The 7948-nt window shown below is 65.2% G+C and carries 4 protein-coding genes and 1 pseudogene; 2 read left to right on the top strand and 3 right to left on the bottom strand.

All coding sequences use genetic code 11. The features are described 5' to 3' along the window. Window positions 1-448: 448 nt before the first annotated feature. Window positions 449-4849: a hypothetical protein gene (locus KME77_RS07085; protein ID WP_219463142.1), complete on the top strand. Its 4401-nt coding sequence runs from the start codon at window positions 449-451 to the stop codon at window positions 4847-4849. 125 nt (window positions 4850-4974) lie between these two features. Here KME77_RS07085 and KME77_RS07080 read toward each other — a convergent pair whose 3' ends face one another. The 3 genes and pseudogenes from KME77_RS07080 to KME77_RS29095 form a co-directional block, all read right to left on the bottom strand. After that, complete coding sequence (locus KME77_RS07080; RefSeq protein ID WP_219463140.1) at window positions 4975-5223, bottom strand: hypothetical protein; 249 nt, start codon at window positions 5221-5223, stop codon at window positions 4975-4977. Window position 5224: 1 nt separating this feature from the next. After that, window positions 5225-5551: a hypothetical protein gene (locus KME77_RS07075; RefSeq protein ID WP_219463138.1), complete on the bottom strand. Its 327-nt coding sequence runs from the start codon at window positions 5549-5551 to the stop codon at window positions 5225-5227. Window positions 5552-5889: 338 nt separating this feature from the next. Further along, window positions 5890-6174, bottom strand: a pseudogene (locus KME77_RS29095) (integrase core domain-containing protein); the annotation flags it as partial. Window positions 6175-6362: 188 nt separating this feature from the next. Here KME77_RS29095 and KME77_RS07070 point away from each other — a divergent pair. Next, the coding region (locus tag KME77_RS07070) for a GAF domain-containing protein (protein WP_246609330.1) at window positions 6363-7948 on the top strand (1586 nt) is incomplete at its 3' end.

Below are 7948 nucleotides of genomic sequence, written 5' to 3'. Positions count from 1 at the left end.
GCTTGCCGGTCTCCTTCACGATACGCACCGCGCCCGCCCGGAACTCCGGATCAAAGCGCCGCCGCGTGACTGCTGCCACGACCAAACCTCTCCCGGTTCGGTCTCCACGCTACGAGGGGAAGGGCAGAGGTGACCACCGGAACAGGGTGATACTGGGAAGCCGTTTCACGATCGCAAGCGATAGCCGAGGGCAAACCTACTCCCGAGCACTCCTTGGCTGCCGACAAGTCAACGTCTCTAGGCACGTAGACGCGATCGACGGAGCTACCAAATATCCACAAACGCCTCAATTGCCGCTTGTCACCCTTATCGAGAAGTGAGGCCAGGACGACTTTGGGCGGCGGGCACGTCCCTACTGCGGTTCTGTAGCCGTACTGTCACTTGTTCCCAGAGACTCACGCCACCCCAGCCAGGTAGCGTTCTGCCCCGATGGCGGCAGGAGAAAGATTTGAACAGCGACGTTGATGCCACTCCCGGTCTACCCGTAGAGCTCGCAGACGGCTTGCTCAACGCCCTAGCCACAGAGCTGGATTCCTGGCAGGCCAAAACAGGAACGTCGATCGTCTTCGATGCATGGCTCACACCAGGGGAATCGGGCGCCCTAGTGGCCTCTGTGGTTCTCAACCAGCCAGATGGCCCCATACCCGTGATCATGAAGGTGTGCCCGCCCGGAATGGCAGGTAAGGAACCGCACCTTCACCAACTAGCATTGCAGCAGGCGCCCACCGAGTTCCGTGTTAACCACCTCGTCGAGCAGCCCGTGCCCGCCATTTCGATTAAGGGTGGCTGGAAGATCATGTTCCAGCAGCCCGCCGGGGAGTTCCGTCGCTTCCGTGCGTTGTCGGCACTACGTGGTCGCGCCGTGCTGCCGCAAGTAGCCGCCCAAATCATGAGCTCGATTCTCCGCGATTGGAACACCCCACCCTGGCCGAAAATCGAGCGCACCACGCCACTCGCGTTCCTGTCCGAGCATTTAGGGACTCGCCTTGACAAGAAAGGGCCCGTGGAGGCACTCGCCCAAGCGCTTCACGGCGCTAGCGACCGAGATTCCGCGCCAGCCTGGATCCGTTCGGCGCTCGGAATCACTATGCCGAACATCGTCGTCTGGCTGCGGGACGCCTCACAGTGGGCAACAGTGACTCCCGGACATCTCCTCGCACTGAAGGGACGAGCGCACGGGGATTTGCACCTTGACAACGTTTTGCTCAATATGAGGCCGCAGGCGGACCCAGCCAGCTACCGGCTCATCGACCTGTCCTTCTACGGCGCCTCAGAGCCGCTTAGCAGAGATCCTGTGCATCTCATGCTCTCCTGCATGCTCGATGACCTAAGTCTGATGACAGACCTGCAGCGCCGGGCGGTGGCCCGGTTTCTTGTCGACCCTTCGGAGGACGCGCAGGAGCGTCTCCAGGTGCAAGGCGTGTGCGACCTCGCTAACGATATCGCTGAAGCCGGCGAAGGATTCGCTGGAGGACTGAATCTACGCGCGCCTTGGCAGGACATGTATGCACTGTCCATCGCGGGCGTCGCACTGCTGTTCGCGATGCGTGACAAGATCGACACCCCGTTGCGCCAGTGGTTCTACGAGCTGTCCTGCGCTGCCCTGGGCCGGTTCCTTGAGACTCACGAGGTGAGTCCACCCGAGGGCGAGTTCGAGCAGCTCATGCTCCCTGGCAGCGCGGCGACCCCGGCACTCGACGTAGTCGAAGCCGTGGAGCGTCTCTTCGAGGAGTGCGGGCGTTGGACGGGTACGCGGGTCACCATCGCTGTGATCGACTCGGCGGAACTCGATGACGAGGCGAGTCAGCGGTTCCTGCGCAGGCGTTGGGATATGGTCGTCGACCTGAACCCAAAGACGGATAGCACGGGGTGCTGGGCTAAGACGAACACGGATGCCTCTCGGATCCACCGGTTGTGCAAGCCGGGGCAGCAGGTCCTATTCGGTCGCAACAGTACGGTGTGGTTGGCGGGGGCAGGCCTCAGCGCCTCCGCAGACGTCGATCCACGGACGGACCTGCGCAAATGGAGGTCTCAGTACTACTCGTTCCTCCGTGGCGGAATCGATGGCTTGGCTCGGCACAGGGCCAGACCGGCTACGATCGTCTGCTTCGGGGACCCTGACGGCCCGCGCAGAGCGGTCGTAGAGGCATGTCTAGACGTGTTCACCGATAGGGCGAGCTTGGTGGTCGTATCGGAGTCCGGAGCCGCGCTCGCGGAATACGCGCCTCGCCAGATCCAAGGAGATCCCGCACGGGTGCTGGGAGCCATGCCCATCGCTGACGGCGGGGACACAGAGCGTCGTACACCGCTACTGCCTTCCGACAAGGGCTTGTTTCCGTTGACCGACGAATTTGTCACGCGGTTTAACGACACCGTCCAACTCCTCCATTCCGAAGTAGCCCTCAATGATGAGAATGCCAACGTTGGTGCGTTCTACCGGGGACGCCCCATCTCCTGGGCAGAGCTTGATCTTGAACTTGATCTGAAGAGGGGTGTTGCTGACGACCTACTGGATCAGGTCAAGGACGCCCTGGGCCGCCGCGACACGCTGAGGATCATGCTCGGACACACACCTGGCGCGGGAGGAACGACCGTCGCTCGGAGGATCGCTTGGACGCTGCACGAGCAATACCCCTGCATAGTAGCGCGAGGTGTTCTGGACGACCTCGTCATCACCCAAAACATCGCTGACCTGGTCCAGTTGACGGGCTTGCCGGTGCTCGTGGTGCTCGATCTGGTGCCCGACATCATCGTCGACCGAATCTTCGCGATGCTGCGCGCGAGTAGCGTCCCCGCCGTCCTGCTCATCACCGCTCGCCGTAACACCCCAAGGCGTGCCTTGCCGCACGACGGTACGGCCATGCCTTCGTCGGAGCGCGGTCTCCGATTGGGCCCCATGGAGGGGCAACGCGAGCGCGTCGAAATGGCCGCCAAATTCGCTGATATCGCTGCTGATCGGGCTACGGCGCTCTATGAACTAGCAGCCCGAGACGACTACAACAACGTCCCCTTCTTCTACGCCCTGACAGCCTTCACGGAGGATTTCGAGGGGCTTCCGGAGTACGTGAGCCAATTCATAGCTGACCTCCGTGACCACGAGCGCGAGGTGCTCATCGTCATCGCCTTGGCACACAGGTACAGCGGCATCCCCATCCCCGCCACCTTGTTCGCCCCGCTGTTCGGAGTTCCACCCGCCGACCAAGTCGAGCTGAGCCGTCACATCAGCGAGAACCTGCTTGGCCTGTTGATCGAGAGCGAGCAGGAAGTATGGAGAATGACGCACAGCCTCATTGCGGAGGAACTGTTGCGCCAACTCCTTTCGCCCGCTCCGTTGGAGGCAGGCGAGCATGACTGGAGAGCAGCGCTGCCCGGCTGGTGCTTGCGCCTCATCCAGCACGCCCAGCAGGCATTCGCACCGTACCTCCCCATCGACATCAAACAGGTACTCGACCGGCTCTTCACCGTTCGCGACCTTCGGGAGTGGTCAGAGGCTCGGTCCGGGGCCGGAACCTACACGGAACTCCTGCAGGGCATGTCGAGTCCTGGCCGTATCGACGTACTCACTGCGCTTGTCGAAGCTTTCCCGAACGAGCCTCACTACTCCGCTCATCTCGGTCGGCTCATCTCATACGACACGGGCGATTACGCCCGTGCGCTTTACTACGAGGACCAGGCGATTCGCCTGTCGCTGGGCAAAGACGCATCGCTCCACCACATGCGCGGTATGGTCATCCGCAACGAAATCCGGAGGATCATCAGGAGCGGACAGCCCTGGACAGGAGGCGCACAGGAGAAGGAGCGCCTCATCATGCCGCTTATGGAGGATGCTATTTCCTCTTTCCGGCGCGCGTCAGCCATCGACGACTCAAGCGAGTACGGCCACATCGCGCTTTCGCAAGCGTGCGTGATGGTCATCGAGTTCGGTTACACGGAGTCCGACGCTTCGACGTACGGTGACTTCTTGTCCCGCCCAACATCCGCTTACTACAGGGAGTTGCTAGATCAGGCGGAGAACGCGATCGATGCGGCGCGCGAGATCCGCGGCGACGATCGCACCTCTCAGTATGCCGCGGTCGTCGAGAATGACCTTCTCCGCTTGTACGACGACTACCAGGCGCTGCTTCAGGGGTGGCGCAACTTGCTCGACCGACCGGACCTCTACCGGCCTCCTCTGAGGCGACGCCTGGCACGGACGTATCGGAACCGACGCGGAACATGGAGGGCGATGCCACCCAACGAGCTTCACATGGCGGTCACACTTCTCGAGGAAAACCTGCGGGACGACCCCCGGGATTTTCGAACTCTGCTCGACTGGTTACGCGCGGCCCGGTTCATCCCCGCGTCCCTGGACCGCGCCGCCGATCTGGTCAACACTTGGGCGCTGGCCGAGAACTCTCGAGAGGCGCTGTTCTACGACTATGTGCTGGCCGCGATACGCGTGCTTCAGAATCAACCGTCCGTTCTACCCGACTACCAGCGCAAGCTGGACCGCTGCCGTGAGCGGGCTAATTTCTTCGGCAACCGACGGTTCAACTATGAATGGCTAGGCAAGGGGACCCAGCTCGGACAACTCGTCCACCATAGCGACCTGCGGGAATGGGAGCGCAGCAGCGACGCGGAGCCCCCCGACATCCTGGAGCGCCTGCCCGGCAAGGTCGATCACATCGGAGGTCCCGCTTCCGGGCGCATCGACTTCGGCAATGGGATCATTGCCTTCTGTGTTCCCCAGGCCGCTGGGCTCGTGCGTGGCCGCGATGAAAACCGGCCGGTCACCGGGCTACTGGCCTTCCGATACGACGGGCCTTTTGCGTGGGGCGTCAGGCTCGAGAGCAGTACCCTCCAGGACTAGACGATTGGACTCCAAAGGAATCGCCAGCGGTACAGGGCGAGGGCGTCCAAGATCTGCTTGTGGAATTCGACACTCTCGCCGATGACGATCCCACTGTTCAGAGTGAACGCGGCGGGGTGGTTGCCTCAACGGCCTACACGACCCCGCGTCGTGCAGGTCCCGGGTAATGCGAGGCGAATCATAGGTGCCGCCTCGAACGAGTGGGGGATCTGCGCATCCAGGTCGGCCCGCCGGCGGTGGTGGGCGATCGGTACATCGTCGTCGATGCGGTTCTTCCACTTGTAGTACCAGGGCTGCGAGACACCCATCGCCCGGCAGGAGGTGGAGTGGTCGATGTTGTGCTCGGTCTTCTGGGAGCTGATGAAGGCTGCCACGCTATCGGCCTATCGCCTCCTTGACCCACAAGACCACAGAACGCTGGAGCAGATCACACTCGTCTTCCAGCTCGGCGCGCTCCTGCTCCCAGGGCGCCTTCTCCCGCCGCAATCGCGCCGGCTCCTCCTGCTCAGACTCCTTCAGTGCTTTGCCTCCATTGCCGCCGTACTGCTCGGCGAGCCGATCCATCTGCACGCAATTGTGCAGCGTGTACGGGCTGATCCCAAGATCTCGCGCGACCCGGGCAACGGGTTTCCCGTCTCCTTGACGATACGCCGCGCCCGGCCCGGAACTCCGGATCAAGCGCCGTCGCGGGACTGCTGCCACGACCAAACCTCTCCTGGTTCGATCTCCACGCTATGAGGGGTGCGCGCCTGTCATGATCGTGGACCCCTTGTGGACCACAGCCGACAATGACGGTCCCGCATCTAGCATTGCTGCAGGTCACAGGCAGGATGAGCACACAATCGGCAACCCTCTCCGGAGCCGGGTGCGTAGGTTCGAATCCTACAGGGGGCACTCGTCAGATCTGCGTAGCGGGCACTCTTCGCCTTTCGGGGCGAAGGGGGCCCGTTTTGTCTTGTTGCGGGTGGTTCGCCCACCTTGCTCGACCGCGATGTGAGGGCTTCCTCATAGGGGCTTCCCCTGAACGCGGACCCCGATTTTCAACTGGCTGGCTTCAGGTCGTCTGCCGGTTTCTCGCAGTCGATCGGGCTGAGCCGGCCGAGGTGGGAGTGCCGCCGGACAGTGTCGCAGCGGGTGATCCAGCGGAAGACGGCCAGGCGGGCGGTTCGGCGGTGCGGGCGGTGCGGGTGTCGGGTCGGCCGGACGCGCCCTGCAGCGTCTCGCGCTTGAGGGGCGTTGTACGACTCGGCGGCCGCATTGTCGGCGCTGGTCCCGACCGCGCCGCGTGAGCGGGGGGCACCGAGCCGGCTGCGGCAGGCCCGCGCTTCGCAGTGTCGTGCTGCCGCCGGATTCACCGGTTGACAAGCGACCGTCAACGCCCTGACTATGCGCTTAGTAACCTTGGTTACTCTGGATACAGCTCCCTGCCCGTTGTGCACTGGAGGCTCCATTGCATGCTCTGCCGCAGGACCTGACCTCGTGATGTTTCGATGTTCACGCGCCTGGTCGCACGATGGCCGCCACCGGGTGGGTCGTCACGCAGACGGCGATCGGCGAGGCCGCCGCGATCTCGCGTCGTGGCGTGTCCGGCGGGCGCCGGCTCACCGCCGTTCCCGATCTGCCCGGAGTCTCGCGCCATGGGGACGGCTGGCCGCTCATCGTCCGCATGCGTGACTATGTCGTGCCCGCGGACCGGACGTCCGGGGCGATGCCGGGCCGGGCGGCGGCCGGCCACGTACGGACGGATCCGCCGATGACTGTGCCGTCCTCCCCTGTTTCGTGCGGCGTCTTCCTCGATCTGCTGGCCCGTGATGCCGCGCCCGTCGAGTTCGAGGAGCCGGTGATGTGGGCCCGTGCGGCGGGTGCGGCCCCGGAGACGCTGGCGGAGCTGGAGGCCGCCAAGCTGGCGGCGCTGCGCGTGCACGCCGGCATGCGGCGGCAGGCCCGCCGCGAGGCCGAGCTGAGCGCGCTGTTCGACCTGGCCGGCGACCTGGCCGGGCTCCGCGACCTGGAGGCGATCCTGGAGGTGATCGTGCGCCGCGCCCGGCGGCTGCTGAACGCCGACATCGCCTACGTGACGTTGAACGACGACGAGTCCGGCGAGACCCGCATGCAGATGACCGACGGGTCGATCTCGGCGGCCTTCCGGCGGCTGCGGATCCCGCTGGGCGACGGGCTGGGCGGGCTGGTGGCGCAGACGGCGATGCCCTACAGCAGCGACCACTATCTGAGCGACCCGCAGTTCCGGCACCGCGCCTTCATCGACGAGGCGGTGGCCGAGGAGGCGCTGGTGGCGATCCTGGGCGTGCCGATGCGGCTGACCAGCCGGGTGATCGGCGTGCTGTACGCGGCCCATCGCAGCGAGCGGCGCTTCACCCCGCAGGAGGCGGTGCTGCTGGGCTCGCTGGCGGCCCACGCCGCGCTGGCCGTCGACGGCGCACGCCTGCTGGCGCGGACCCGTACGGCGCTGGAGGAGCTGAACGCGGTCAACGAGGAGGTCCGGGCGCACAGCGCGGAGATCGAGCGGGCAGCCCAGGCGCACGACCGGATGACCGCCCTGGTCGTCCGGGGCGGCGGCGCCGAGGACGTGGCCGCGGTGGTCACCGAGGTGCTGGGCGGGACGCTGCACGTCCTGGACACGGACGGCCGCTGCCTGGTCACGTCCGGCGCGCCGGTGCCGCTCGCCGAGGACGAGGTCTCGGCGGTCCTGGCCGTCGCCGGCTCCATCCGTACGCGCGGCGGCACGGTACGGCACGAGGACCTGTGGATCACCTCGATCTCGACCCCCGGCGAGGTGCTCGGCACGCTGGTGCTGCGCACCGCGACGGACCTCTGCGACGCCGACCGGCGCATCCTGGAGCGCACCGCGCTGGTCACCACGCTGCTGATGCTGATGCGGGACAGCGCGGTCGAGGCCGAGGCGCGGGTCAGGGGTGAGCTGCTGGACGATCTGCTGGACGGACGGGTGGACGGGTCGCGGGCCTTGGACGCGCGGATGCGCAGGGTGGGGCTGGAGCCGGACGTCCCGTACGTCGTGCTGTCGGCCCGTTGCGCCTCGCCCCGGCACGGCGGGCGGGCCGCGTTCTGGGCGGCCTCGCC

Source organism: Nonomuraea rhizosphaerae (assembly GCF_019396405.1).
Classification (GTDB): Bacteria; Actinomycetota; Actinomycetes; order Streptosporangiales; family Streptosporangiaceae; genus Nonomuraea; species Nonomuraea rhizosphaerae.
This window is presented reverse-complemented; position numbering and strand designations above follow the sequence as displayed.